Genomic DNA, 26,602 nt, shown 5'->3' on the forward strand with positions numbered 1-26,602 from the left:
CAGCACACAAGAACAAGGAATAACCGGCAGGGAAATTTCATTTTGCTTTTAAAGATTTACCGAATATTTTAAAGACCCTTTAAAATACGGATAGTTTTTAAAAATATCCGGGTAATGCCGGTATCTGCCCGATAAAGAATAATAACCAGGCTCGCCGCATATGGAAAGGCCTTTTACAAACATGTAACTTAACTCGCCCGATACTGTGTGCAGAAAATAATGGGAAGCATTACCATTTATGGTAGACAGCCATCCTCCCCTGTAATTCAGGTTGAAAAACACTTTACCGGCTAAATTAATAGCCGCGCTGCCATTAATGCCCAGGCCCATGGTGTAATCATAATCCCTGCCGTTTGGCGTGATGTATTTATCGGGCGCGGCACCAAGTATGATAGGCCCCATGCCGAATGTAGTGTTGATGATGCATTTTTTTGAGATATCATACTCTGATAAAAGGTTTATACGCACACTTTGGCCGCTGTAAAAGAAAGCCACGTTACGGATATAATCATAATTGGCAGACAATACAGCCAAGTGTTCTACTTTTTCTGTCGACTGGATCTCCCAACCTGCCAGTGAACCGTAAACACTGATCACATTTACCTTGGTACTGTCGTCCTTACCTATCTCGGTATTGATCAATATATTACTGAACGGAGTTTGATAATCTTCATAAGGATCGCCGTAATAAATCTTTACGTGGCCATACCAGCCACTATGCCACTGGTTATTTAGTTGGATATTCCTTATCCCGCCATTAAATTCGGCCATTATTTTTGTGGAATCTCTTAGCGATGTGTTTGGCGCTAACTTACCCCATTTGCCGTCAAGTATCCGTGAAAGCCCGTTCATAGGGTCAACCAATGCCCCAAATACTTCATTAACCTGCCTTTTAAATCCAACAAGTTGATTGTTGATGATCCTGTTTGATAAGCGATAGGTCATCTCGCCTAAAACGGCCCCGCCAAAGCCGGTATTAATAAAATCATTTGGCGCAGGCGGCTGGTTTTCGGCATAGGTTTCCCAGATATAACTGCCTGCAAAACTTGCAGTGGCCGACTGCCAGAAATTATAACCGTTTGTACGGAACGAGTTAAAAAAGTAGCTGCCATGGTAAGGGTGTCCAAACTGATTGGTCTGAAGCGGGTCATTATCAAACTGCCAGCTGCCCGGGTTCAGGTTATGGCCAACCGTTTTAAACGATATCTGGGCGTAATCTTTCTTGGTTACAAATTGGTCAAGAAGCTGGGGCATTATTTCGGCCAGGCCAAACTGTAGCGCGGCATGGCCAAATCTTTTCTTCGTAAGCGAAGTATCAGGAAGGATAACACGTGAGCTGTCCTTCACCGTCTTCTCGATAATGCGGATCTGTGTTTGCGCTGACGAAACAAATGAATAAGTTACCAGGAATACAAATATCAAATTTGGTATAAGTAAAGATTTTTTCGGGGTATGTAAAGTCATTTTGTGTACAGGTATATCATGAGCGGCTATTAGATGTTAAGTAATTATTGAACATTCATTAATTAATTTGGTTTTTAGCAAAAATCAATAGATACAAGTAGCATAAATCCGACTCATAACGTATAACCAAGAGAAACAATCACCGATTTCCCCTGTTAAATCCATGCTAAGGAACTTATGATAAAACATTGCTTGTGGGTTGGGGTATCCGCGTTATTACTTATTGCCGGCTGTAGCCTGGTAAAACAACTGGGCAGAAACCCCAGGGGCGAGGAACTTGCACGGCTTGACACGCTACCTAATTACAAAAATGGCAGTTTTGAAAACCTGGCAGAAAGTTCTAATTCGGCAAATAAGCACAACCGCTGGCTTTTTCTTCATAAGCGCCCTAAAACGGTCAGGCCCTCGCATGCGCTGCCTTGGGTTGAAACCGATCTGAAAAAACTGGCGGCTCCTGCGCCTACTATTGTTTGGTTTGGGCATTCATCATTGCTGATAAAAACCGGGCAGGGTAATATCCTGATCGATCCTGTTTTTAGTAATCACGCCGGGCCGGTACCGGGTTTGGTTGAGGCATTCCCCGGCACTACCAATTATCACTCGCCGGATATGCCACCCATAGATGTGCTGATCATATCGCATGACCATTATGATCACCTGGATTACCGTACGCTTAAAAAATTAAAAAGCCAGATTAAAATGGCTGTTGTGCCTATGGGCGTTGGCTCAGACCTGGTATACTGGGGCTTTGACCCTAAAAAGATCATCGAGTTAAACTGGAACCGGTCTGTCACGCTGAATGGCGGGCTGCAGATCACAGCTACCGAGACACAGCATCGCAGCAACAGGTCTTACAGCAACGAAAACAAAACACTCTGGGCATCATATGTAATACAAGCCGGCAATTACAGGCTATTTTATGGCGGCGATGGTGGCTATGGCACCTATTTTAAGCAAATTGGAAAGCAGTACGGCCCCTTTGATCTGGCATTGCTGGAATGCGGGCAATACAGCCCCAACTGGCCCTGGACACACCTATGGCTGGGGCAGGCTGCACAGGCCGCCGTCGACCTGAATGCCCGGATGCTACAACCTATTCACTGGGCCAAGTTTGTTGAGGCCGACCAGCCGTGGAACGAACCTATAGAAAAACTGTTGCCTGCCGCCGAAAAGCTGGGTATTCCGGTAAACGTTCCGCAGATTGGCGAACCTTATACCTTAGGTGACCCGCCAAAGCAGAAAGTTTGGTGGGATTTTTAATAATGTTGAGTTAATGGTTACTATTTTGTTTTATAACGATATTCATAAGGGTTTACAAATTTTAAAGAGCGTTCCTTTAAAATGGGCCGGCTGTATTTACCTGCTTTTATTTAGCTTAAGCACCGCCGCTCAAAAAGCCGATACCGTTACTACCATTAAAGGCCAGGTTACAGATCCCGTAACCGGCAAGCCGCTCATCTACGTTAATGTAAGACCTGAAGGCAGTGCTAACGCGCTGGTCACAGACTCGGCAGGGAAATTTAACTTTAGCAGACCCGGCGCTTTTGCAAAAGTAACGTTTTCGCGTATCGGCTACCAGGCCGTGGTAAAGACTGTAAAGCCTGGCCAGGTTAACGATTTGCATATCAGTATGCACAATAACCAAAACCAACTTAAAGAAGTGCTGATCACATCTAAAAAACAAAAATACCGCAATAAGGATAACCCGGCAGTTTCACTCATTCAGCAGATCATCAATCATAAAAATGAGAACCGCATGGAAAGCGCCGCATACCTGCAATACGACCAATACGAGCGGATAGGCCTTTCTTTTTTTAACCTGCCGCAAAAATTTATTAACGGCAATTTTTTCAAAAAGTATCAATTCATGCTGGATACCATGGTTGATGCGAATGGTAACAAACAAACTTTGCTACCAGCATTGCTGACCGAAAAGCTATCGGAAGTATATTACCGCAAGCAGCCTGAAAAGACCATACAGATACTCCACGCTGAAAAAGGGATTAACATTATTAAGTTTGTTGACACTGCCGGGGTAAATGTTTATTTAAACCAGCTGTATGGCAATAACCTGGATATTTATGAGAATAACATTTTTATCATCTCCAACCAGTTTTTGAGCCCCATTGCTGATCATTCGCCCAATTATTACAAGTTTTTTATTACGGATACCATAAGCACACCTACAGGAAAACAGGTTGAAGTATCATTCGTACCCCGCACCAAAGGCGACCTGCTTTTTGAGGGTAAACTAACCGTAACGCTTGACGGGCATTATGCCGTTACCGCCTGCCAAATGGATGTGAATAAGCAGATCAACGTTAGTTTTTTGCGCAGCCTTAATATCATGCTGAATTTTACCCAACAGGCAAACGGCAGGTACCAGTTGGCCCGCAGCGATGTAAAAGCCGATTTTGGCCTTTCGAAGACAAAGGGCTGGGGCGTTATCGGCCAGCGCACGGTGTCCTACAGTAACTATAAACTTGACACCCCACAATCCGAAGCTTTTTATAACGGTAAATCACTACAGGTTGCACTGCATGGCGGCAAAACAGATACGGCTTATTGGTCAAGCCATCGTACCGATACCTTAAGCAAACAACAGGCGCGGGTTTACAGCAATTTGCACAAACTGGAACAAATGCCATCCTACAAACGTACCATGTGGTGGCTGTCAACACTTACCGGCGGTTATGCCGATTCCGGGCCGGTGCAGATAGGGCCTATCGGCCAGTTTTTTTCATTCAATAGCCAGGAAGGCCTGCGCTTTGAGGGTGGCGCACGTTCAACACCAAAATTGGACAGTACATTTTATTTCCAAGGCTATGCAGCCATCGGCACAAAAGATAAAAAAGCTAAAGTTGATGCCATTACCTATATCGCTTTAAACAAAACCGCGCCATATCGTTTCCCGAATGATTATTTCAGCCTGAGTTATTTGTATGATGTAGATGTGCCTGGGCATACTTTTTCGATCACTAACAAGCAGGCCGCTTTCTCATCTTTTCAAACAGGCAAAACCAACTACTGGCTATACAGCGGCATTTTCCAAGTAAAATATGTAAAGGATTTTGAGAATCATTTTTCATATAACATCACCTTTAAAAACTGGAACCAGTCGCCGGCTGCGCAATTGGTTTACCAAATGAATGATGCTGCCGGGACGCTTGTGAACAATCTTACCACCAGCGAAATAGACCTGCACTTGCGCTACGCCCCGCACGAACAGATTATCCAGGGTACTGAAGAGCGGCATAGCATCCACAATAAATATCCCATCTTTGATTTTCAGCTTAACCGCGGTCTCAAGGGATTTATGAATGGCGCTTACACCTATACGGATGCCGGTCTGAATATTTATAAACGGTTCTATTTTTCGCAGCTCGGCTTTGCCGATGTGACCGTTATTGGTGGATACGTGCAGGGTAAGCTGCCGTTCCCGCTGCTTAATATTAGTCCGGCCAATCAATCATTTGCTTATAACCGGGATGCCTACAACCAGATGAACTACCTCGAATTTGTGAGCGACCATTACGCGGGGATCAATTTCACACATACTTTCAATGGCTTTTTGCTGAATAAAATCCCGCTGATACAGCACCTTAAATGGAAGGAGTTTATATCTGCAAAAATACTATACGGTGGGCTGCGTGCGGAAAATAATCCCGAACTGACTAACGGCCTGTACCGCCTGCCGCCTGCTACCAACGGTGCTTATGGCACCTACGCGTTAGGAAGCACCCCCTACGTTGAAGCTGGCGTTGGGATAGGCAATATCCTTCACTTTTTAAGAGTGGATGTGATCAGGCGCTTCAACTACCTGGACCATCCCGGCGCTTCGGCATATGGGGTGAAGTTTAGCTTTCAACCTGAGTTTTAGATGATGGGGAGGGGCTGCGCGGATGTGTTTTTTCATGAGGTGTGAGGGCGGGATCGAACCGCCGTTAGAAGTTTTGCAGACTTCCGCCTAACCACTCGGCCACTCCACCTTATTGTTTAAGCGGCTACAACCTGGTATATCACGGCCAGCTTTTCTATAACCTGGTCTATATCTTCCATGGTATTAAACCGTGAGAAAGAGAACCGGATAGTTGTCCTTTTGGGATCAGTCCCCAAAGCCTGTAAAACTGAAGATGCAGCCCCCGTACAACACGCGCTGCCACCAGACACCGCAATGCCTTCTGTATCCAGGTAGTTAATTAAATTAATGCCACCGCTGGCAAAACTTGCACTTAATACGGTGTAAATGCTCTTATCAAGCGATGCTGAGCGGCCGTTAAATTGTACCTGGGGTACCAGGCTAACCAGATTGCTGATCAATTTATTTTTAAGTTGTTGTATGTGTTGCTGGTGGGTATCGCGTTCAGCATAAGCAAGCTTCAGCGCTTTGGTCATGCCAACAATTCCGGCCAGGTTTTCTGTTCCCGCCCGTACTTGTTTTTCCTGACCGCCGCCATGGATCAACCGGGCTAAATGTGCCCCTTTTCTACAATACAAAAAGCCAACGCCTTTGGGGCCATGAAATTTATGCGCTGATGCAGCCAGGTAATGAATGTTCAAGCCTGAAAGATCAAACGCTACATGGCCCGTGGTCTGCACAGCGTCTGTATGAAACACTGCCTGATATTTTTCGCAAAGCCGGCTTATTGCGTTTATATCATTAAGATTACCTACCTCATTATTGGCGTGCATAATGGTAACCAGGTTACGGGTATTGGTGCGTAGTAAGTATTCAAGGTGATCAAGGTCAAGATCGCCAAATTCATTGTACTTAACGTAGCTTATCCGGGTATGATATTGTTTACTTAACGACTTTAAGGTTTGTAACACCGCAGGATGTTCAAACGCGGTTGTGATCACATGATCAATTTTTTCGCAGGTTACTGCCGATACGATAGCCAGGTTATCGGCTTCTGTTCCGCCTGAAGTAAAAGTGATCTCTTCTGCATCTGCCCCGATCAGGCCGGCAATGGTTTTACGGCATTGCTCAAGTGTAGCTTTTGCTTCACGCCCATACTGGTGTTGCGACGAAGGGTTGCCAAAATTAGCTAATAAATGTGGGGTCATTGCTGTAAATACAGCCGGATCCAGTGGCGTAGTAGCCGCGTTGTCTAAATAGATACTCATGCTTTTTTATTTTACTGTTTCTGCCAGAAAGCACCATGCGGCGGCTCTTCTTATTTAGCTTATCTTTCTCTTTTACAGAGCAGGATTTGGCACCTTTTAATGTAGTTAACAGTACAGGTTGCCAAGACGTCAAAGGGCCTTTCCCTCGGTCTTTCTGGATAAATTTTGTTAAAGAACTGGGGCAAATATACAATTAATCTATAATTCCCATAGAATTTATAGATTTTTTTTGAAAAGAGAAAATTATGCTTTACGTTTGTGGTGTTATCATTAACAAGATGTCGAAAAATAGTATTTCTAAGCAGCCCCCGTTAGCCACTTCAACTATGAAAGTGCCGGCTTATTGTTGTTGTCGATAAGGCTCATCACCGCCCCTGTCCTGTCACAAAGCACGTTTTGTGCAAAACCACATTAAGTTCTGTTTATATGAAATATAAAAAATCAAGCTATTTACTGTTTCTGCTGATGCTTTTAAGCACGGCGAATATTTTCGCACAACCCGGTCAACGCATCCTGGCAGTAATAGCACATCCTGATGACGAAAGTATATTCTCAGTCACTTTATACAAACTGGCTAAAGAGCAGCATGCCACGCTTGACCTATTTGTGATCACCAACGGCGAGGCCGGTTATAAATATTCGACCTTGGCAGAACAGTATTATGGTTGCAAACTGACTACCGCCGCTGATGCAAAAAAACGCCTGCCCACAATCCGCAAAAAAGAATTACATGAAGGAGGAAAAGTAATTGGGATATCCAATTATTATTTTGCAGATCAGTCTGACAGCCACTACACGCTTAATGAACGTGAGCCTTTAGATACAAGCTGGCAGGTAATAAAAGTTAGAAAACAATTGCATGAGTTGCTACTACACAATCATTATAATGAAGTATTCTGCATTTTACCTGAAGCTGAAACCCATGGCGGACACAAAGCCGCTACACTTTTAGCATTAGACGAAGTTGCTGCACTCCCTGCGGATAACAGGCCGCTGATCTTCGGCGCGGCCCTGCACGATAAGGGTGATACTGCCAGAAAATTCAGTGCATTAAAAGGATATTCGTTAACTAAAACTACGAGTTCACTCCCATCATTCGTGGTAGACCGCACAGTAAGTTTCAGTTATCTGAACCGCATAAATTATAAGATCATTGCTAATTGGGAACTGGCAGCACATAAAAGCCAGGGAGCCACACAAATGACAATGAATGACGGTGACCTGGAAGAGTTTTGGTCCTTTAACATCAATACCGTTAACAAAAAAGATGAAGCGGACAGTTTATTCGCAAAGCTCAATCAATCGCCTTATAAAACTGATGAGCCAAAGTTGGTTAACCCGGCACTGGCTTTACAATTACAGCAAAAATGATTTTAACATATAAAGAAACACCGCGTTACATTTAACAACTATTAATTCGCTCTCTTCTATTGGTTTATATTGGTTAGTAAATGCCCCTGCCCATCAGGGGCTTTACTTTTATATCAAAGAAATATAAGCCCAAAGAAATAAGAATAATTTACAAACAAAAGCCCATCACAAAGGACGGGCTTGAATCATTTACCTATATCAAAATGCTTTAGCTTAGTTTACCGTAAAAATCAGGCAGGGGATTAAGTTTGGTATTTTGCCGCTGGTGCCAGTACGGGTAAATTGGGTCGCGATTGCTGGCCGCATCCAGTTTTTTTACCTGGTCAAGAGTCAGGTTCCAGCCTACCGCAGCTAAGTTCTGTTTCAATTGTTCTTCATTACGCGCGCCAATGATCAGGTTAATCACGGTTGGTCTTTGCAGCAACCAGTTAAGGGCCACCTGCGCAACGCTTTTCCCGGTTTCTTCGGCTACTTCATCCAATGCATCCACAATGTTGTATAAATGCTCAAAGTCCGTAGCAGGGCCATGGGAACCACCCTGGCTAATCCGGTTGTCTTGCGGCAACTCCACGCCCCGGCGGAACTTTCCGCTAAGCCTGCCTGAAGATAAAGGACTCCAAACGATTGTGCTTACCTTTTGATCTACACCAACCGGCATCAGTTCCCATTCAAACTCCCGGTCAAGCAATGAGTAATATGCCTGGTGGGCAACATATCGCGCCCAGCCATAACGTTCTGAAGCGGACAAGGATTTCATTAAATGCCATCCGGAGAAGTTGGAGCAAGCGATGTAACGGATCTTGCCTGCGGTTATGAGGTCGTCCAAAGCATGCAATGTTTCTTCTACCGGTGTATTGCCGTCAAATCCGTGCATGTGGTAAATATCAATATGGTCGACACCCAGGCGTTGCAGGCTGTTCTCGCATTCTTTAACCAGATTATACCGTGATGAGCCTACGTCGTTCGGGTTATCGCTCATGGGGAAGGTTGCTTTGGTAGAGATCAGTACCTTATTTTGTATGCCTTTTATTGCCTGGCCCAATATTTCTTCGCTGATGCCCCGCGAATAAACATTGGCCGTGTCAAATAAAGTAACACCGACATCCAGGCAAAGATTAACCAGGCGTTTAGCCTCTGTCACATCCGTATTGCCCCAGGCTTTAAAAAATTCATTACCGCCGCCAAAAGTGGCTGTGCCAAAGCTCAATACCGGTACGTAAAAGCCGGATGCGCCCATTTGTCTGTACTCCATAATTTTGATAGTTGATGATAATCAAAGATATTGATCAGGTTACAAGGGCGTTTCACCCGGATGTCATTTGTTGAAGGCTGCCAAACCTTATTTACTAAAAAAGCCTCCAGATTTTCATCTAAAGGCTTTTCAATAATCTTTCCTATGCCACTCAAATGGATAGGTGTAAGTGGTCCCGACGAGAATCGAACTCATATCTAGAGTTTAGGAAACTCCTATTCTATCCGTTGAACTACGGGACCATTCTGATTTCGTCCCGATAGTTATCGGGATCGATTTTTCAATTATGTGCAAATGTGCAAATTATCGGCGAGTTGTCAAAACCATTTGCACATCTCCATATTTGCATATCTGCACATCAACATTATCGCACTACCGATCCGTTGTGCAGATCGTCAATTGGCGCTACAAAGCTTAACTTGCCTTCGCTGTTCTCGGCCATTAGTATCATGCCTTGCGACAGGATACCTTTTATTTCGCGCGGTTCCAGGTTAACCAGTATGCTTACCTTTTGGCCTATAATGGCCTCGGGCTCATAAAACTCTGCAATGCCCGATACTACGGTACGTTGATCAATACCGGTATCAATGGTAAGTTTTAACAGTTTTTTTGTTTTGGCAACTTTTTCGGCAGTTAAAATGGTGCCGGTACGAATATCCATCGCGGCAAAGCTTTCGTAGTTGATATTATCCTTTGCCGGGGTAATTGTTATTTCTTCCACTACCGCGTTGTCTTGCTTTTTGTTATTCAGCTTTTCTATTTGCTGCGTAATTACATTATCTTCTACCTTTTCAAACAGCAATGCCGGTTCATTAAGCTGGTGGCCGTTTTCTAAGGTTATTTCAGCCGCAAAGTCAAGCTCTGCAGGTAAGTTTACCATACCGAAGATCTTTTTGGCAGTGCCCGGTAAAAACGGCTGCAGGCAGGTTGCCAAATGCGCAATTATGAACAGGCAGTTATGTAAGGCGTCTTTAGCTTCTTCCGGGTCAGTTTTAATAGATTTCCAAGGCTCTTTTTCAGTCAGATATTTATTGCCCAAGCGTGCAATATCCATCACGCTCTGCAGGCCCTGCCTGAAACGGTAGTTTTCCAGGCTGCTTTCAATGCTATCGTAAAATATGCCTAACTCATCGTTCAGGTAACCGTCTGTCAATCGGATCTTACCGCTTTCACTCTCCACCTTGCCGGCATAAAACTTATGCATCAGTATCATTACGCGGTTAACAAAATTACCCAGTATGGCTACCAGCTCATTATTTACTCGGGCCTGGTAATCTTTCCATGTAAATTCGCTATCGCTGGTTTCGGGCAATATCGAGGTTAGTACATAACGCAACTCATCCTGCTTACCCGGAAACTCTTCAAGGTACTCATGTAGCCAAACAGCATGATTACGTGACGTTGATAGTTTATCACCTTCTAAATTCAAGAACTCGTTTGCAGGGACGTTTTGCGGTAAAACATACTCGCCATGCGCATGTAGAATAGAAGGGAAAGTAATACAGTGGAAAACAATATTATCCTTACCAATAAAATGGATCAGGCAGGTATCGTCAGCCTCGTTCTCTTGTTTCTTCCAGTATAGTTTCCAGTCCTTACCGTTATCAAGCGCCCACTGTTTGGTGGCCGATATATAACCTATCGGTGCATCCATCCATACGTAAAGCTTTTTACCTTTTGCTTCTTCTAACGGCACATCGATGCCCCAATCCAGGTCGCGGGTCATTGAGCGTGGTTGCAGGCCTGATTTTAGCCATGATTTGCACTGGCCAAAAACATTTACCTTCCAACTGCCTTCTTTTTCATCTATCCATTGTTCAAGCCATGGCTGATATTTATCCAAAGGCAAATACCAGTGCTTGGTTGGCCTTAAAACCGGCGATTTGCCGCTTAAGGTAGATATCGGATTGATCAGGTCCGTTGGATTCAATGATGTACCACAACGCTCACACTGATCGCCATAGGCGCTCGGATTGCTGCAATTCGGGCATGTGCCTGTAATGTATCTATCGGCAAGGAACTGGTTAAAATCCTCGTCGTAATATTGTTCAGAGAAACGCTCTATAAACTCATCCTTCTCATACAGGTTCAGGAAAAACTCCTGCGACAGGTCATGATGAATAGGTGATGACGTACGGTGATAAATATCAAATGCTATCCCAAACTCTTCAAAACTGCTCTTTATCTGGTTATGGTATTTATCAATGATGGCCTGCGGAGTGGTCCCCTCTTTTTTAGCTTTAATAGTGATAGCCGCGCCGTGCTCGTCAGAGCCGCAGATGTAAACTACATCTTGCTTTTTAAGGCGCAGGTACCGCACAAAAATATCGGCAGGTAAATACGCCCCGGCTAAATGGCCTATGTGTAGCGGGCCGTTGGCATAAGGCAAAGCCGACGTAATGGTATATCTTTTAAATTTATTGAGTTGTGACATAATGGATTTGGCAAAGATAAGCTATTTGCTTATAAAGTCGGGAAGCAGGTAAAGCGTAAAGTCAGAAAGTTTTTATAATATTGAATATGCATAAAGCTGATCACTCATCTGCCATACAACCGCCACATTTAAAACCTGGCGATAAGATAGCCATTACCTGCCCGGCCAAGAAATTACCTAAACCTATGACAGATGCCATAGCGCTACTTGAATCATGGGAGTTTGAAGTTGTTTTGGGCGAAACTGTTAACGCCGGCTATCACCAGTTTGCAGGCGACGACGAATTGCGCGCCCGCGATATGCAACGCTTTATTGATGACGACAGAATAAAGGCCATTATTGCCGCCCGCGGTGGTTACGGTACTATCCGGATGATAGATAAAGTCGATTTCAGCCGGTTAAAAACTAACCAGAAATGGCTCATCGGGTTTAGCGATATTACCTTGCTGCACGCGCACTTATACAACAACTATAATTTACAAACCATTCACGGTCAAATGCCGGTCAATATTCCTGATGCTTCAGCCAGGTCATTGCAGACGCTTAAAGATGCCTTGTTTGGTAATGAAATAACTTATACTATTAATCCAAACCACCTGAACCGCACCGGCAAAGGCGAGGGCGTATTAATAGGCGGTAACCTAAGCCTGTTAATTGCGTCATTATGTTCTGTATCCGATTTTAATTATGACGGTAAGATCTTGTTTATTGAAGATGTAGGCGAATACCTATATGCTGTCGACCGTATGATCCGTACCCTCGACAGGGCAGGTAAACTAAAACACCTGGCCGGGCTAATTGTGGGTGGCTTTACCGATATAAAAGACAACGACATCCCATTTGGGCAAACCGTGTCTGAAATTATTATGGATGTGGTAAAAGATTATAACTACCCTGTTTGTTTTGATTTCCCGGCGGGGCATTTGCCAGATAATTGTAGTTTGATTTTAGGGCGAACACTTAATCTCTCGGTTTTAAAAGCTGTAACAGCTATTAATTACAAATAATTAATAGCTAACAAAAAATGCCCAATGCAGTAATTGCACCGGGCATTTTTATTATTTATCAACCGAGATTAATGATCATCCTGAGCAAATCCGGTTCGCCTGTAGCCTTTTGCTTTTACTGTATTATGCGTAACAACGCCTTTGTCAGTAGTGTCATAAGTCAATGTAAATGATATTGCATCAGCCTTATCACCTGTACCTGAAGCAGTGGTTCCGTTTGGAACAACTTTACCATCAGTTAAAGTAAAAGTCGTTATACCGTCATCGTACAGGCAAGGTGTATTTGTAATGGAAAAAGTTAAAGCAGATGGATTACTAAGTACCCGCCCTTTTAAACCTAGCACTGATTCGTTATCATCAACCCATAATGAATCATTGTTGGCTGCAGTGTTATATAAGTTAAATGAATAATAACCATCGCTGAAACCTGTTCCGTCATCAAGCTGAACCCAATATTCGCCGGCAAGTTTTTCAACTTTGGTGCCGCCATTTTTATAGTCCTTCTTACAGGCACCTAATGATATTACTAACAGAATTGATACAGCCGTTAGTAAAGAATATATGTTAAATTTTTTCATCATGTTAATTTTTATTGTTTTAACCAATTACGTAACCTGGCAGTAATACCCTGATCCGGCAAGTTTAGTGTATAATTTAACGCGCTACCTGAAGTTGATCCAAGAAGTACTCCTGTACCGTCCAATTCGCCATAAGCTGTACTTTGCGAAGGTATAATAATGTTTTTACCGTCTACAGAAATCAAATAAGCCGATATGGTTAATGAACCTGAATATACATTTGAAGCATAATAGAATCCGGCAGCTACTTTGGTAATGGTCGCATTAGGACTTGCCCCGCCAGCTTTATAAGTATAAGCACCTGATATATTTGAACCCGCTACTTCTGCAGAAGGCAGTACTGCTACATACCTGGTAGCCGTACCGGCAAAACCATCTACGTTTGTGGCAGAATAGGTTATGGTATATAACCCTGCTTTAGTTGGGTCAACACTGCCGCTACTTGTAACTTTAAGCGGCGAAGTACCTTGCAATGCAGTTGCGCCGGGGTCTGTATAACTTCCGCCTACTACTATTGATGTATCTGCTCCGCCCGTAATAGTAAAGTCTGGGTAATGCGTAATTTTAGATATACCTACATATCCATCTTTATAGTTAAAATTGTCTTTCTTGCACGAGAATAATAACACCCCTGCAAGCACCAATCCAACATATTTTATATATTTTTTCATGATTTTTCTCAATTAAATTGTTAATTACTTGCTACCGCCTATGCCCCACCAAACAGGTGTTGTAAGCGGCACCAGTGTAGGTGTGTTTTTATTTGTCGTATACTCTGATTCAGGGAAGATCAATCTTTTTGGGAATGCCTTACCTACGGTAACGCCGTTAAGTGAATATACCCACTCGCCCGGAACATAATTAGCATTTGTAGTATATACCGCGCTGTTTTTAGGATACCCGGTACGCTGTTGATCAAAGAATGATTCCAACGCATGACAACCCTGGGCATTAGCCACCCATTTTTGCATAATAATAGCTCCTATCTTAGCATCTGTGGTTCCTGCTGCAGGGAAAGCAACAGCGGATGTGGCTGCAAATGTTGCACCATCACTGGCCGAAAGTCCGTTGGCTGCGAAAGATGCAGACACACCGGCCACGTATTCAGCAGCTGCATTACCTGCCACACCATATCTTACAATTGCTTCTGCCTGTAAAAAGTGAGATTCGGCTGCCGAAATGAACCAAACAGGGTCAGTTGGGCTTTGGGCCGGGTTAGTAGCCTTAGCATAAGTAGCGTCGCTACCATTATAGTCACCCTGGTTAATTCCTACTACCGGGCTGGGACCAAACAGAGGAGTTATCCGTGGATCTTCGGTAGTAGTAAGATACAATAGAAAAGTTGTACTTGCCTTAATGTTAGTAGTAGTGTTTAATGACCTTTGGTTATACTCAAAAAAAGGATTATCCTTATTAGGTGTATTACTAAAAGTGCTGCTTGGTATACCTGCATCAACATTTAAAAACCCAAGGCCATTAGCGAATAATTTAGTTACCCCTGCCTGTGCATCAGCCGGATAAGCGTTTACCATACGCAGATACAACTTCAACTCAAGGGTGTTAGCAAATTGAGCCCATTTGGTCATATCGCCATTAAACAGAAAATCTGTAGCAGCGTCTGCTCCTGCAAGATTTACATTATAATTAGCAGCCAGTGCAGCATCAATTTCTTTTATTAAACCTAAATATACATCATGGCCTTTATCAAAAACCGGTTGCGTAACAGTTGCACCTTGCAAAGCTTGTGTGTATGGCACTTGGTCATATAAATCAACCAACACTCCATAGGTGTAGGCTTTCATACAAGTGCTCATTAGCACATAATTGTTTAAGCCTTTAGCTTTTGCCTGGGTGATAGACAATTGATAATCTTCTAACGCTCCCTGAAACAACTCGTTCCAATTGGCATTCAAGTCATTTTGAGTTAGGTTATAAGAGTCAATATTTCTAAATTGGTTAGCAGTTGTATACTGTGTATAATACTGTGACCAAAACCCTCCCAATATCTGCAATTCGCCTCCAATACGGCCGGCGCTTGAAGCTACGGCAGATGGAAATAACACCTGTGGCGTCGCCGCGCTTAAAGGCGGGTTATTGGGGCTGGTATTTATATTCGTGATCTTCTTACATCCAAACGCAATAAACGTTAATGCAAGGATCGCTATCGTTTTTAAATTATTTTTTTTCATGATGTTAATTCAATTAAAATACAACATTTAATTTGGCGCCATAAAACCTCACTGAAGGGCCTGCAGCATCTTCGCCCATCTCGCCTCCAAGGCCGGTGCCGTAAATACCCTGGGTACCAATGTTACCTACCATTTCCGGATCAACATATTTGTTTGAAGCAGGCAACCATGTGTAAAGGTTTCTGCCAAATACGGATACCTTTACAGAAGAAGCACCGATATGACGGGCAACTGAAGCCGGTAGTTTATAACCTAATGTCGCCTCACGTAATTTAACGTAAGTTTTGGTAAGGATCAGGTTCTGAAAAGATGTTGCAGGGTTATCAGAAATGTTGTAGTATGAATAATAGTTGCTATGGGTTATAGGCGTTTGGTTTTCAACATAACCACCATTACCATCAGATTGTACTGAACCTGGAATAATGAAAGGATTACGATCATTATATTTAGTATCGGCAGCGGCGCCTATAAAGTTTAGCAGGTAAGCTGTATTTGAATACATTTTACCGCCTTGTTGGTAATCAAGTGTAAAGCCAAAATCAAAGTCTTTAACTACTAAATTACTGCTAAGACCCATGTGGAATTGTGGTTGAATACTGCCAACAAGTGCCTGATCAGGATCCTGAACCGGTAAACCTTGTGTATTAACAACGGTGTGTCCGTTTTCTATCAAAGGCTGAGGTATTTCAAACTCGCCCAATGGATGATTTTTTAGCGCGTAAAGATTTACACTGTAAATGTCATTTAAAAGTATTTTGCTTGCTCCGTCAGGTAAAGACAATACCTGGCTTCTGTCTTCGGCAAACTGGTAGCTTAAGTTCCAGGTGATATCTTTAGTTTTAACCGGTGTTACACCAAGAGATACCTCGATACCCTTGTTTTGTGTTTTACCAAAGTTTATTACTTCGCTTGCATAACCGCTAGTAGCCGCAATTGGAACTGCCAATATCAGTTTATCACGTTTTCTGTTGTAGAATGTCGCATCTAACGTTACGCGATCATTCAGGAACCTGAACTCACCACCAATTTCTGTTTCGGTAATTTGCTCTGGTTGTAAAGCCGGATTATACAATGTATTGTTAACACTGTAACCAGCTACGCCATTAATAGGGAACAATAATGAACCGAAACCTAATGGAGAGTTAGTTGCTGATAAAGTGTTGCTGGTTTGGTATGGGCTTGTATCACTACCTGTACGACCGTAAGCAGCACGGATCTTAGCGAAAGTTATACCAGACTCAGGTGTTAAACCCAATGCTTGTGATAATACAAACGATACGTTTGCTGCAGGATAGAAATAACTGTTATTTCCAGAAGATAATGTTGAGGTAACATCATTACGAGCTGTAACAGTAGCATATAAATAATCTTTATAACCTACAGTTGCTGTACCGTAATAACCAAATTGCCTGCGATGAGAATCAGTTTCTGTACTGGTTGCAGGCGCTAAGCTATTGTTGATCTGGTAAAAACCCGGTATTGCCAGGTTAGTAATATAAGTACTTAGTTGGCTATACCCCCTGTCATTGTAGGTGGCACCTACTATACCGTTTAATGAGAAATCAGAGCCGAATTTTTTATCAAAAAGGGCCTGTAATTTGGTATCATATTCGAAGCTATTATACGCTTGCTCATAATCACTACCGGTATCGTTAGCCCTTATGGCGCTTTCTACGTTATTACCGGCGTTCCAGCTCCCTGCAGTTGGTATACTTACATTACTCCATCTTTTGTTATGTTCTGCAGTAACATCAGCACCTTGCTGGAAATTAAGTTTCACCCAATCAGTAAGTTTATAAGTGACATTTAACTGACCAAATGTGTGGTTATTAGTGTAACGAGAGCCGTTTTCTGCCAAATCATAATAAGGATTTTCTGCATACGGCGTAAAATAATTATCTGTATTAAAGAACACATTATTGTAATCCCTTAAATCTTTGATCGGAATATCAGAAGGGATCTGTAATAATGATCCGTAAAAACCATTACCTTGTGTTGTATTGTTACCACCACCAGATACCGGAACAGAGCCTGTTCTGGCCGAATAGTTTAAAGTACCGGAGATCTCAAGATTTTTATATGTGGTTGATGCACCAACTGAAAAACTGTTCTTTTTAAAGATGTCATACGGACCTGGTAAAATACCATTACTATAAACATTGGTATAGCTAAAATTGTATTTTGTAGTTTCGCTACCACCACTGATCCTAACGTTGTTATCCATTTCAAGACCAGTGTCATAAGTATTTTGCACATTATCCTTAATAAAAGAAAATGGTTTTATCAACTGCATGTTACCAAGTGTAGCACCTGTTGCGCCCCATGGCCTTAATACGCCATCATATTTAGGACCCCAGTCGCCGTTTTCACTTAATATGAAAACGCCACCCCAGCCTTGACCAAATTCGTCCTGCGGAGTGTAAGTAACTGATGCCTGCGTCGCTGTAGTAGTTGAGTTAAATTCAACTACTGGTTTACCGGCCTTACCTTTTTTGGTAGTGATCAAAATAACACCGTTTGAACCACGATTACCATAAAGCGCAGTAGCTTCCGCACCTTTCAAGATACTGATGTTATCAACGTTGTTGTTGTCAACGTCATTGGCGTTGTTACCAAAATCATAATAAGCATTCTGGCTTGGTGTAGAGTTATCCAAAGGCACACCATCAATAACATACAAAGGCTGGTTATCACCATTGATCGAACCGTAACCCCTGATAATTACTTTGGTAGTAGCACCAGGAGTTGAACCTGTTTGAGATATGTTAACACCGGCAACCTTACCCTGGATACCACTTAAAAGGTCAATTGGCGATGACCGGGTCATCGTTTCGCCTTTTACAGTAGTTTGTGAATAACCCAATTGTTTTTTTGACTGGCTAATACCCAATGATGTTACAACAACTTCGTTTAGCTGTTTGGTATCAGTTGATAGCGCTACGTTAATAACATTGCTACCTTTTAAAGTAACCTCTTGTGTTAAATAAGAAATGAAGGAAAATACAAGTGTTGAGCCTGCCGGCGCATCTATCGAGTATTTACCATTAGCATCTGTCGGAACCACGCCAACACTTGATCCTTTGATTTTTACTGTAACTCCCGGAATGGGTAGGCCATCATCTTTGGCCGTAACCGTCCCAGTAACAGTACGGTTTTGTGCAAATACTTGTGTTATACATAACACCAGAAAACACAAACTTACTAGTAGAAGTTTTTTCATGTTTTGTTAATAATAAGATCAGTTAATAGTTAATTAATTATAAAAGTACTGTTCAATTGTCAAACTCACAAATAAAATTAACTAAAAACAAAAATATTTTTTCTGAAAAATGGGTTTTATTCTCAATTTTAATTTTTTTTAGTACTATGTATTGCATAATACAATTTTAAACATATATCTTTGTTTTATGATCGCAGAAAACACTCAAACACAAATGCGTAAGGGTATATTAGAGTACTGTATACTATCCATCATCGCCCGCGATGAAACCTACGCGTCTGATATAATTGCCGAGCTAAAAAAGGCGCAACTGCTTGTAGTTGAGGGCACATTGTATCCCCTATTAACCCGTTTAAAAAACAATGGGTTGTTAACTTATAACTGGGTTGAATCAACTTCAGGCCCGCCACGCAAGTATTATGCGCTGTCTGACGAGGGCCGAAAAATGCTAGAGCAACTGGATAAAACCTGGCATGAACTGGCGTTTGCCGTGCAAACAGCTACCGGAAAAAAGAAATAATACCCAACCTCAAAAAAATCACATCATGAACAAAACTATCATCATAAATATAAACGGCACCGTCTTTCACATAGAAGAAGATGCTTACGAAGTGCTAAAAAATTACATGACGGATGTAAAACGTCATTTCCTTAACTCGGCCGACAGCCATGAGATCACAACCGATATTGAAAACCGCATTGCCGAAATGTTTACTGAAACATTGATCAGCGAAAACAAACAGGTTATTGTTGAGGCGGATGTAAAAAAAGTTGTTGAACAAATGGGCACCGTCGAGGATTTTGAAAATGCCGAAAATGGCGACGACCATACATCCGCCAACAGTAAATACAACTATTCAAACACAGGCACCCGCACGCTCTTCCGCGATCCGGACGACCACCTGTTAGGCGGTGTTTGTTCAGGCCTTGCCAATTACTTCGACATACAGCCCATATGGGTGCGGTTATTATTTGCAGTAGCTGTAGCATTTTTCGGGGGTGGTATATTTCTATACATTATATTATGGATAGTAATACCCAAGGCCGTTACGCGGGCAGACCGTATGGCCATGAAAGGTGAGAAGCTAAACCTGCAGGGTTTTAAAAATAACTTAGAAGAAGAATTGAGCGCGGTACGCGGCCATCTATCTGATCTGCATAACGAAGCAAGGCCTATGATCTATAAATTCAGGGACTTTGTAGGCGAACTGTTTCACCACCTCGGCGAGTTTTTCAGAGGCGCCGGCCGGATCTTAATTAAGGTTATTGGCGTTGTTATATTATTGGCCTGTTTAGCCGCCTCAATAGGGTTAATAGTATGCCTGGCAATGGTAACTATTTGGGGCGATACACATACCCATATGTTTCCTTTCGGTATAACAACCAGCCAATATGCAAACAGGATCTTTGTAGCCGGCTTTGTTGTGGCGTTTATACCGGTTCTGGCGCTTTTTATATTAATTACTAAAGCCATATTTAACGCACGCTCTGTAGACAGGTCTGTTGGCTCTGTGATATTTATTATCTGGTTATTTGCAGTAGGGGTAGTTACCTATTACGGAACAAGGGTAGCGGCAGGCTTCAGGTCGTCGGCCAGTTTTGACCAAACCATCAGTTTAGTAACCCCATCAAAAAACACCTATTATTTAAAATTGAATGATGTAAAATATTTCAGTCATGATGACAGTGTGCGCCTGAATATGAAATCGAATTTTAAAGGCATGGTTGTTACCAATGATATTGATTATGGCGATTACGAACACAATAGTGTTTCTGTACGCATAGAAAAAAGTGACGTTAGCCAGCCTGTATTGGTTGAAACCTTTCGTGCAAAAGGCAACGAGTACGAAGATGCTTTGTTGAATGCCCGTAATACCAAATATATATTTTCACAGCAAGATTCGGTTTTAAAGTTTGACCACTACCTGCAACGTCAGCCGGGCGCCTTTTGGCATGATGAGGAAATAGAGGTTACCTTAAAAGTACCAATGAACGCAGTTATAGTGATCGATGATAATATGGCTGATTTTCTACGGGATGGTATTGACATCCATCAGTGTAAAGACAAAAACAAACAACCAGATGCATCGTCAGCGTCATTTATCATGACGGCCAATGGCCTGGAGTGTAAAGTGGATACTCTTGTGACATCAAAACCCGATACCACAAAAGCTTTAAAAGTAAAATAGTAAAGGCGTTTGCTATATATAAGGTATATAAGTCTGCCGTTATGCGGTGGGCTTATATTAGCCTTATGTATTTATATACTTGCCGCTAAACACCCCAAAATCAATACCGCCACTACAGAAAAAGAAATGGCTAACAACCCTGCGCCAAACGCTTTTTCAATTTTAGATGATGTAACGGCAACCTTTATCCCTTCGCTAAAAAATGCTATACCGTGTAACCTTTACCGGGTTTGTGGCATCTTAATACCAATAGCTTAATAATACTGATCGCTTAATTTTCTTTGACCGTGGTATAGTTTGTTTTACCGACTATTCGCCCCCGTTCCCCGATTTGTATGGCGAACGGTTTTAATAACGCACCTACTTTTATCGTATGAAAACAATCTTTACCAAAATATATTACACCGCCTCGCTGCTGTTTATTGGCTTAAGCAGCACATTTGCACAAAGCCAGGCCACCATTAATGGCAAGCTATTGAATGAACAGGGAGCCATTGTTGACTACGCTTCTGTAAGCTTATTAAAAGCTAAAGACTCGACCATAGTAAAAGGCACCTTAACTAACGACAATGGAGCCTATGTGTTCGATAATATTAAACCCGGCAGCTACATTATTAAAGCAACTAACGTTGGTTATGCAACTACAACAAGTGCTGTATTTTCTGTAAGTGGCGATAAGAACAGTTTTTCTGTACCCGACCTAAAAATGCAGATCAGCAGCAAAACACTCAACACGGTTACCATTACATCAACCAGGCCGTTAATTGAACGCAAGATTGACCGCACGGTAATGAATGTTGAAAACAGCCCGCTCGCTGCCGGAAACACAGCCATGGAGATTCTGGAACGTGCTCCTGGAGTTACCATTGATAAAGACGACAATATCAGTCTTAAAGGCAAACAGGGGGTAACGGTTATGATCAATGATAAGTTAACTTATCTATCTGCCCAACAATTAGCGACCCTTTTACGGTCGACAGACGGCAGCACCATACAGTCTATCGAAGTAATCACTAACCCTTCAGCTAAATATGACGCGGCAGGCAATTCAGGTATCATCAACATCAAACTAAAAAAGAATAAACAAAGCGGCACCAACGGCAGTATCACCGCCGGTGTGGGCCGCAGTAAAGGTACAAGGGATAACATGAGCCTTAACCTGAACCATAAAGAAGGCAACCTTAACGTATTCGGTAGTTTTAGCCATGGCGACAACCCCAGCTATCGTGTGATGGACCTGCTACGTAAAATTACCCAGGGCGACACAACTACTTATTTTACCCAGGCCACCCAAATGCCGCAGACTTATCATTATACTAATTTCAATGTCGGCGCCGATCTGGATATGACCAGCAAAAACACCCTTGGTATAGTAATAAATGGCAATACCAATAAGGAATTTGACCGAAATTATAATCAAACCAGGATCGGCTTGTTTCCGGGCGCCGTTGATTCGTCGCTGAATACCAACTCAAACATCGACCAAACTTTTAGAAACTTTGCTGTTAACCTTAACGACCGTTTAAAGCTTGATACCTCAGGCCAAACCATCAGTGTCGACCTGGATTACTCCAAGTTCAATAATAATAGCAAAGCCAATTATGTGACCAACTATTTTTTACCAAACGGGGATATGCAGCACGACCCGGAGTTGCTGCGTAACGAAACACCTTCTGATATCGAGATCCACTCGTTTAAAGCTGATTATGCCAAGCCCTTATCTAAAACTATAAAACTGGAAGCCGGTGTAAAATTCAGCAGTGTTAAAACGGATAATGATCTGAGGGCCGAGAAAGCAATTAACGGCGTATACGTTAATGATACTACCCGCTCCAACCGTTTTATTTATACCGAAAAGATTGATGCAGGTTATTTAAACCTGAATAAAGAATATAAAACAGGCTCTGTACAAGTAGGCCTACGGGCCGAGTACACCCAATCAAACGGGAACCTGGTTGGCAGCACACCGGTTGATCGCAGCTATCTTAATTTCTTCCCAAGCTTGTTTGTTAACCAAACTTTGAGCAAAACAAGCGAGCTTAACTTTTCATACAGCCGCCGGATAGACAGGCCCAGCTATGGCGAGCTAAACCCATTTGTATATTACTTGGATCCGTATACTTTTAACAAGGGTAACGCTTTTTTAAAACCTCAATACACTAATAATTTTGAGTTAGGTTACGTCTACAACAAAACTATAGATATTTCCTTTGGATACAGCCGTACTTCTGACGCCATAACCGAGATTATTTTAACACAAGGTGATAAAAGCTTTCAGACTAACCTGAACCTGGCTACACAAACTAATTATAACCTAAACATCTACACACCATATACCATTACCAACTGGTGGACAGGCAACGTCAACTTTAATGGCTTTTACATGGGCTTTAAATCAAGCGATGTAAATGGCGGCAATATCAACAATGGGCGTAAAGCATTTGTATTGAAATCAACCCAAAACCTTTTGTTTGCAGGCTTTAAAGGTGAGGTAAGCGGCAATTACCGTTCTGCGTTAACCTATGGCATTTATGATATCCATGCCAGGTATAATGTAGATGCCGCGATTAGCCGTTCATTTACAAACAACAAATTCAATGTCAAATTTGGTGTGGACGATGTGTTCAACCTGTTACGTAACAATATAGACAGCCACGAATTAGGCAATGATTTTAGCATCAGGCAAAAAAGAGACACCCGACTGTATAAATTAAATATAACCTACAACTTTGGCAGTGCCCAGATCAAAAAACGCGAACACCGTGCCGGTGCCGAAGATGAAAATAACAGGGTTGGCGGAGGTAATTAACCCTCGCCCCCCAGCCCCCTAAAGGGGGAGTTGATTAGCATATTTTTAAACGCTAAACTGTTATTGGTGTGATCCACTTGAAAATATGGATCACTTGGATCACCATTTTTAGTCAATCTATTGAAAATAAACAATTTAACAAATTGGGTGAATCACTTTGGATCACCACTAAAAGTCAGGATTGTTTGAGTATATCAGTTGGATAAAATACTGGTAGTCAAACTGATGAAAAAAGACTGTTTTCTGATATTTTTTGATGTGTGGATCATCAAAAGTGGATCACCTTTTTAAAATTTATTGGGATGTTTTGGTTAAACCCTCAACTTTTGTAATTAGTGCTTATTAACATTAATTAAAAAGTTCCCCCTTTAGGGGCGGAGGGGGTTTACGGTATCATAAACACCGCGTTGCTAAACAATAGCTTGCCATTTTGCCAGAAACTGCGGAACAGCGGGTCGTCCACCATATAGATCACCGCCCCACGACCCATTGGCTGGGCACCTAACAGTAAGCCGTCTTTTATTTTGGCTTTGCTTTTTTCGCCTACAAAGCCTGCAACATAACCATCTTTTTTTATCGTGCCTATGTTCCAGTTGCCATCATCAAACAGGGTATAGATATCATCGCTTAATTTAAGCGTATAATAGTAATCAGGATAACCAAATCCAAGCGGGTGGGTGTTATCCAGGTTCATTTTATAAATAGCGCCTGCAACGCTGCTTTTTATCGCGTCGCGGTTACGCGCTGCGTACGATTTTACCGACGGTTTGATCTTTGTCGAGTCGACCTCTTTTGCTTTGATATCAAACCCCTTTTTGCCGGCCAGCTGCGAAACCGCGCCTTGTAAGGCAATTAACTTGCCGCCGTCCCTTATCCAGGTTTGCAACCTGTCCGACGGGAAATCGTCATAGTTACCATCCGGGAAAATGATCACATCAAAATCGCCAAGCTTGGTACGGTTTATATCATTATAATTAACCAGCGTAACCGGGTAACCCAACTGTTGCTCAAAAAACTGCCAGATCTCCCCCATACTTTCAGACGAAGCGGCATCGCCGCTCACCAATAGCACATTTGGCGGCTTGATATAATGTATAGAGCCCGAACCCAAGTCAACCCCCTTATCTACAAAGCCTGTTGTTAAAGGTGTAAGTTCCCGGTTGGCTGTGGCGGCCGCATTGTGCACATCATCATCAAAGCTTGCCCCGGTATTGCCCGCCCTGGTAATGATCAATGAACCTGCCCCAAACTTTTTACCGGCTGCTTCAAAAGGCATTTCGGCATAGCGAACTTTAAGGTTTTTCTTAAACAGCTCAACCAAAAACTTAACATCATTTACAGACTGCCACTTGGCTACGTAGGCATAAGCATGTTGTTTTGTCGCAGCAGGCGGCGGTGTAAGCGTTACATCTGTAATTTGTTTGGCATCTGATTTTATGCCGTCCTTAAGCCCGTAGGCCTGTAAACCATAAGCATAAGGAAGTGCCCAGGCGGTAATATCATAAGTGTTCGAATCAGTAACAAAGGTTTTTGGCTCCATCAATACGTGCATCAGTACTGATTTTGGCTGATAGGCGCTGATCACCATATCATTGATACCGATATCTACCGGGTTGCTCTTTTTAGTGACGTAGTTATAGCCCGTCACGCTGCTTTTAATACCGAAACGGTATTGAATCCCATTCCGGGTCAGTAACTCGGCCAGCATATTGATATTATCCTGGTTATCATTTTTGATCACATAGGCTTTGTACTCGCCATCTGGGTTGGCTCGGCTGTTATCAAAGTATTTTTTAAACTCCCCTACCGCTTTTTCCGCATTGGCCGACACGGTTTCTATCGTGCTTAAGCTATTGGAATGATGATGAGCTATGCGGTCCTTCAGCGTCAACGTATCGCCATTGCGCAGCTTTACTGCCAGACCCGCACCAATGCCGCCCTGCTCATACGTCATCCCTATCGAACCATTGTAAATTGGATAAGTATCGCCGTATGATGGATACAACAGATCAAATTCTTCTTTGGTAAAGTACAGCCAGCCGTTCTGATCAAAGTATTTGGCATTGTTTTTACCTATAATGGTTTGAAACTCTTTTTGCCATTTGGTAATATCCTTATGCATTGGCTCGGCAGCCGGGGCGAAATAGTACGGGGCATTATACCCTTGTTCATGAAAATCAACATGCACCTGCGGCAGCCACGAGTTAAAAAGGCCAACCCTTGCCTGTGTTTCTTTTTGTGTTTGCCAAGCCCAATCGCGGTTCAGGTCAAAACAGTAATGATTAACGCGCCCGCCGGGCCATGGTTCCGAGTGCTCGCGCGATGATGGATCAGCATCGGGCTCTGCCCCTTTTACCGAATTATAAAAATTGACATACCGCTCATGCCCGTCAGGATTAAGGCAGGGGTCTATCACCACCACCGTGTTTTTTAACCATGCTTTGGTTGCAGTGTTTGCAGGGTCAACCATATCAAATAAAGTCTGCATAGCAGCCTCGCTTGAACATGGCTCATTACCATGCACGTTGTAGCTTAACCAAACTATTACCGGTGTACTTGTTGTGGCTGTAGCGTTGCCGTTTAAACCGGCCAGGCCTAAATTATTTTTGCGAATGTCTTCCAGCCGGGCAATGTTTTCATCTGACGCGATAAACATAGCCATTAAAGGGCGGCCCTCGTTTGTCGTGCCGTATTGTATCAGCTTTACATTTTTAGCTTCGGCTGCTATATATTTAAAATAATCGGCTATGCGATACTGGTAGGTAAACTGCGTACCTAACTGATAACCCAAAAATTCTGAGGGGGACTGGATTTTTTGTGCGAATGCCGAAAAGGCAAAACAAGCAGCGATAAGGATCAGTGGTAATTTTTTAAACATATAAGAGTGAAGATAATAATAATCTGATTATTAGCCGTCACCGCTCATCTATTTTACAGGCATGTTCTTCCGTAAAATGAGTTC

16 protein-coding genes, 2 tRNA genes and 1 riboswitch are annotated in these 26,602 nt (G+C 42.6%); of the genes, 7 read left to right on the top strand and 11 right to left on the bottom strand.

Going from position 1 to position 26,602, the window contains the following annotated elements; translation table 11 throughout:
• Positions 1-48 precede the first annotated feature (48 nt).
• Positions 49-1,464, bottom strand: coding sequence for a DUF3943 domain-containing protein (locus FO440_RS03435; protein WP_144246824.1), 1,416 nt, complete (start codon positions 1,462-1,464; stop codon positions 49-51).
• Between the two features lie 177 nt (positions 1,465-1,641).
• Between FO440_RS03435 and FO440_RS03440 the strand changes: the two genes are divergently transcribed.
• Together FO440_RS03440 and FO440_RS03445 are read left to right on the top strand one after the other, a co-directional pair.
• Positions 1,642-2,724: an MBL fold metallo-hydrolase gene (locus FO440_RS03440; RefSeq protein WP_144246825.1), complete on the top strand. Its 1,083-nt coding sequence runs from the start codon at positions 1,642-1,644 to the stop codon at positions 2,722-2,724.
• 13 nt (positions 2,725-2,737) lie between these two features.
• The gene (locus tag FO440_RS03445) at positions 2,738-5,344 is read left to right on the top strand and encodes a DUF5686 and carboxypeptidase-like regulatory domain-containing protein (RefSeq protein ID WP_144246826.1); all 2,607 of its coding nucleotides are present in this window, start codon (positions 2,738-2,740) and stop codon (positions 5,342-5,344) included.
• Positions 5,345-5,381: 37 nt separating this feature from the next.
• On the opposite strand, the gene FO440_RS03450 is transcribed toward FO440_RS03445, so the two are convergent.
• Positions 5,382-5,453, bottom strand: a tRNA-Cys gene (locus FO440_RS03450).
• A gap of 7 nt (positions 5,454-5,460) precedes the next feature.
• Complete coding sequence (locus FO440_RS03455) at positions 5,461-6,591, bottom strand: cysteine desulfurase family protein (RefSeq protein ID WP_144246827.1); 1,131 nt, start codon at positions 6,589-6,591, stop codon at positions 5,461-5,463.
• 56 nt (positions 6,592-6,647) lie between these two features.
• Positions 6,648-6,756: riboswitch (SAM riboswitch) on the bottom strand.
• A 261-nt stretch (positions 6,757-7,017) separates the two neighbouring features.
• Between FO440_RS03455 and FO440_RS03460 the strand changes: the two genes are divergently transcribed.
• Positions 7,018-7,962 carry a PIG-L family deacetylase gene (locus tag FO440_RS03460; RefSeq protein WP_144246828.1) on the top strand — a complete coding sequence of 315 codons (945 nt, stop codon included), beginning with the start codon at positions 7,018-7,020 and terminating at the stop codon, positions 7,960-7,962.
• Positions 7,963-8,170: 208 nt separating this feature from the next.
• Here FO440_RS03460 and FO440_RS03465 read toward each other — a convergent pair whose 3' ends face one another.
• The 3 genes from FO440_RS03465 to metG form a co-directional block, all read right to left on the bottom strand.
• Positions 8,171-9,214, bottom strand: coding sequence for an aldo/keto reductase (locus tag FO440_RS03465; protein ID WP_144246829.1), 1,044 nt, complete (start codon positions 9,212-9,214; stop codon positions 8,171-8,173).
• Between the two features lie 170 nt (positions 9,215-9,384).
• A tRNA-Arg gene (locus FO440_RS03470) sits at positions 9,385-9,456 on the bottom strand.
• 122 nt (positions 9,457-9,578) lie between these two features.
• Complete coding sequence (gene metG / locus FO440_RS03475) at positions 9,579-11,648, bottom strand: methionine--tRNA ligase (RefSeq protein ID WP_144246830.1); 2,070 nt, start codon at positions 11,646-11,648, stop codon at positions 9,579-9,581.
• An 86-nt stretch (positions 11,649-11,734) separates the two neighbouring features.
• On the opposite strand from metG, the gene FO440_RS03480 reads away from it, so the two are divergent.
• Positions 11,735-12,655 carry a S66 peptidase family protein gene (locus FO440_RS03480; RefSeq protein WP_144246831.1) on the top strand — a complete coding sequence of 307 codons (921 nt, stop codon included), beginning with the start codon at positions 11,735-11,737 and terminating at the stop codon, positions 12,653-12,655.
• 68 nt (positions 12,656-12,723) lie between these two features.
• Here the strand turns inward: FO440_RS03480 and FO440_RS03485 are convergent, their stop codons facing one another.
• From FO440_RS03485 to FO440_RS03500, 4 genes are read right to left on the bottom strand one after another with little or no spacing between them, the layout of a single operon-like run.
• A complete protein-coding gene (locus FO440_RS03485; protein WP_144246832.1) occupies positions 12,724-13,236 on the bottom strand; it encodes a lipid-binding protein in 513 nt (170 codons plus the stop codon).
• 8 nt (positions 13,237-13,244) lie between these two features.
• Positions 13,245-13,904 (bottom strand): DUF5011 domain-containing protein, encoded by a 660-nt coding sequence (locus FO440_RS03490; protein ID WP_144246833.1) that lies wholly within the window; start codon positions 13,902-13,904, stop codon positions 13,245-13,247.
• A 24-nt stretch (positions 13,905-13,928) separates the two neighbouring features.
• Positions 13,929-15,422 (bottom strand): SusD/RagB family nutrient-binding outer membrane lipoprotein, encoded by a 1,494-nt coding sequence (locus FO440_RS03495; RefSeq protein ID WP_144246834.1) that lies wholly within the window; start codon positions 15,420-15,422, stop codon positions 13,929-13,931.
• 13 nt (positions 15,423-15,435) lie between these two features.
• Positions 15,436-18,642 carry a SusC/RagA family TonB-linked outer membrane protein gene (locus tag FO440_RS03500; protein ID WP_144246835.1) on the bottom strand — a complete coding sequence of 1,069 codons (3,207 nt, stop codon included), beginning with the start codon at positions 18,640-18,642 and terminating at the stop codon, positions 15,436-15,438.
• A gap of 187 nt (positions 18,643-18,829) precedes the next feature.
• Between FO440_RS03500 and FO440_RS03505 the strand changes: the two genes are divergently transcribed.
• From FO440_RS03505 to FO440_RS03515, 3 genes are all read left to right on the top strand, one after another.
• Positions 18,830-19,162 (top strand): PadR family transcriptional regulator, encoded by a 333-nt coding sequence (locus tag FO440_RS03505; protein ID WP_144246836.1) that lies wholly within the window; start codon positions 18,830-18,832, stop codon positions 19,160-19,162.
• A gap of 25 nt (positions 19,163-19,187) precedes the next feature.
• Positions 19,188-20,831 carry a PspC domain-containing protein gene (locus FO440_RS03510; protein WP_186292562.1) on the top strand — a complete coding sequence of 548 codons (1,644 nt, stop codon included), beginning with the start codon at positions 19,188-19,190 and terminating at the stop codon, positions 20,829-20,831.
• A gap of 373 nt (positions 20,832-21,204) precedes the next feature.
• A complete protein-coding gene (locus FO440_RS03515; RefSeq protein ID WP_144246838.1) occupies positions 21,205-23,640 on the top strand; it encodes an outer membrane beta-barrel family protein in 2,436 nt (811 codons plus the stop codon).
• A 385-nt stretch (positions 23,641-24,025) separates the two neighbouring features.
• On the opposite strand, the gene FO440_RS03520 is transcribed toward FO440_RS03515, so the two are convergent.
• On the bottom strand, positions 24,026-26,518 hold the full coding sequence (locus FO440_RS03520) for a M14 metallopeptidase family protein (protein ID WP_144246839.1): 2,493 nt from the start codon (positions 26,516-26,518) through the stop codon (positions 24,026-24,028).
• Between the last annotated feature and the right edge of the window lie 84 nt (positions 26,519-26,602).

The organism is Mucilaginibacter corticis, assembly GCF_007558865.1.
Lineage (GTDB): Bacteria > Bacteroidota > Bacteroidia > Sphingobacteriales > Sphingobacteriaceae > Mucilaginibacter > Mucilaginibacter corticis.